Below are 2,958 nucleotides of genomic sequence, written 5' to 3'. Positions count from 1 at the left end.
AAAACGCCTGTGGGTTGTGAGGTTAAGCGACTAAGCGTACACGGTGGATGCCCAGGCAGTCAGAGGCGATGAAGGACGTGCTAATCTGCGTAAAGCGACGGTAAGGTGATATGAACCGCTACAGCCGTCGATGTCCGAATGGGGAAACCCGGTGCACTCTGTGCATCATTGCAGCATGAATACATAGTGCTGCAAGGCGAACCGGGGGAACTGAAACATCTAAGTACCCCGAGGAAAAGAAATCAACCGAGATTCCCCCAGTAGCGGCGAGCGAACGGGGAGCAGCCCAGAGCCTGAATCAGTTTGTGTGTTAGTGGAAGCGTCTGGAAAGTCGCAGGGTACAGGGTGATACTCCCGTACACAAAAGCACACATGCTGTGAGCTCGATGAGTAAGGCGGGACACGTGGTATCCTGTCTGAATATGGGGGGACCATCCTCCAAGGCTAAATACTCCTGACTGACCGATAGTGAACCAGTACCGTGAGGGAAAGGCGAAAAGAACCCCGGCGAGGGGAGTGAAACAGAACCTGAAACCGTGTACGTACAAGCAGTGGGAGCCTTCTTTATGGGGGTGACTGCGTACCTTTTGTATAATGGGTCAGCGACTTATATTCTGTAGCAAGGTTAACCGTATAGGGGAGCCGCAGGGAAACCGAGTCTTAACTGGGCGTTAAGTTGCAGGGTATAGACCCGAAACCCGGTGATCTAGCCATGGGCAGGTTGAAGGTTGGGTAACACTAACTGGAGGACCGAACCGACTAATGTTGAAAAATTAGCGGATGACCTGTGGCTGGGGGTGAAAGGCCAATCAAACCGGGAGATAGCTGGTTCTCCCCGAAAGCTATTTAGGTAGCGCCTCGTGAACTCATCTTCGGGGGTAGAGCACTGTTTCGGCTAGGGGGCCATCCCGGCTTACCAACCCGATGCAAACTGCGAATACCGAAGAATGTTATCACGGGAGACACACGGCGGGTGCTAACGTCCGTCGTGAAGAGGGAAACAACCCAGACCGCCAGCTAAGGTCCCAAAGTCATGGTTAAGTGGGAAACGATGTGGGAAGGCACAGACAGCCAGGATGTTGGCTTAGAAGCAGCCATCATTTAAAGAAAGCGTAATAGCTCACTGGTCGAGTCGGCCTGCGCGGAAGATGTAACGGGGCTAAACCATGCACCGAAGCTGCGGCAGCGACGCTTAGGCGTTGTTGGGTAGGGGAGCGTTCTGTAAGCCGTCGAAGGTGTGCTGTGAGGCATGCTGGAGGTATCAGAAGTGCGAATGCTGACATAAGTAACGATAAAGCGGGTGAAAAGCCCGCTCGCCGGAAGACCAAGGGTTCCTGTTCAACGTTAATCGGAGCAGGGTGAGTCGACCCCTAAGGCGAGGCCGAAAGGCGTAGTCGATGGGAAACAGGTTAATATTCCTGTACTCGGTGTTACTGCGAAGGGGGGACGGAGAAGGCTATATCAGCCGGGCGACGGTTGTCCCGGTTTAAGCGTGTAGGCGGAGTGTCCAGGTAAATCCGGACGCTTGTTAACGCTGAGGCGTGACGACGAGGCACTACGGTGCTGAAGTGATAAATGCCCAGCTTCCAGGAAAAGCCTCTAAGCATCAGGTAACACAGAATCGTACCCCAAACCGACACAGGTGGTCAGGTAGAGAATACCAAGGCGCTTGAGAGAACTCGGGTGAAGGAACTAGGCAAAATGGTGCCGTAACTTCGGGAGAAGGCACGCTGGCGCGTAGGTGGAGGGACTTGCTCCCCGAGCCGAAGCCAGTCGAAGATACCAGCTGGCTGCAACTGTTTATTAAAAACACAGCACTGTGCAAACACGAAAGTGGACGTATACGGTGTGACGCCTGCCCGGTGCCGGAAGGTTAATTGATGGGGTTATCCGCAAGGAGAAGCTCTTGATCGAAGCCCCGGTAAACGGCGGCCGTAACTATAACGGTCCTAAGGTAGCGAAATTCCTTGTCGGGTAAGTTCCGACCTGCACGAATGGCGTAATGATGGCCAGGCTGTCTCCACCCGAGACTCAGTGAAATTGAACTCGCTGTGAAGATGCAGTGTACCCGCGGCAAGACGGAAAGACCCCGTGAACCTTTACTACAGCTTGACACTGAACATTGAGCCTTGATGTGTAGGATAGGTGGGAGGCTTTGAAGCGCGGACGCCAGTCTGCGTGGAGCCAACCTTGAAATACCACCCTTTAATGTTTGATGTTCTAACGTAGGCCCGTAATCCGGGCTGCGGACAGTGTCTGGTGGGTAGTTTGACTGGGGCGGTCTCCTCCTAAAGAGTAACGGAGGAGCACGAAGGTCAGCTAATCACGGTCGGACATCGTGAGGTTAGTGCAATGGCATAAGCTGGCTTGACTGCGAGAGTGACGGCTCGAGCAGGTGCGAAAGCAGGTCATAGTGATCCGGTGGTTCTGAATGGAAGGGCCATCGCTCAACGGATAAAAGGTACTCCGGGGATAACAGGCTGATACCGCCCAAGAGTTCATATCGACGGCGGTGTTTGGCACCTCGATGTCGGCTCATCACATCCTGGGGCTGAAGTAGGTCCCAAGGGTACGGCTGTTCGCCGTTTAAAGTGGTACGCGAGCTGGGTTTAGAACGTCGTGAGACAGTTCGGTCCCTATCTGCCGTGGGCGCTGGAGAATTGAGGGGGGTTGCTCCTAGTACGAGAGGACCGGAGTGAACGCACCACTGGTGTTCGGGTTGTCATGCCAATGGCATTGCCCGGTAGCTAAGTGCGGAAAAGATAAGTGCTGAAAGCATCTAAGCACGAAACTTGCCCCGAGATGAGTTCTCCCTGACTCCTTGAGAGTCCTGAAGGGACGTTGAAGACTACGACGTTGATAGGCCGGGTGTGTAAGCGCAGCGATGCGTTGAGCTAACCGGTACTAATGACCCGTGAGGCTTAACCTTACAACGCCAGAGGCGTTTTTGAGAGACAG

General features: G+C 54.0%; 1 rRNA gene. It reads left to right on the top strand.

Going from position 1 to position 2,958, the window contains the following annotated elements:
- Positions 1-20: 20 nt before the first annotated feature.
- Positions 21-2,929: ribosomal RNA gene (locus OK409_RS22390) — 23S ribosomal RNA — on the top strand.
- Positions 2,930-2,958: the final 29 nt, after the last annotated feature.

The organism is Pantoea sp. RG18 (assembly GCF_025910075.1).
Taxonomy (GTDB): Bacteria; Pseudomonadota; Gammaproteobacteria; order Enterobacterales; family Enterobacteriaceae; genus Pantoea; species Pantoea agglomerans.
The sequence above is the reverse complement of the archived record's forward strand: the minus strand, read 5'-3'. Positions and strand labels throughout refer to the sequence as shown.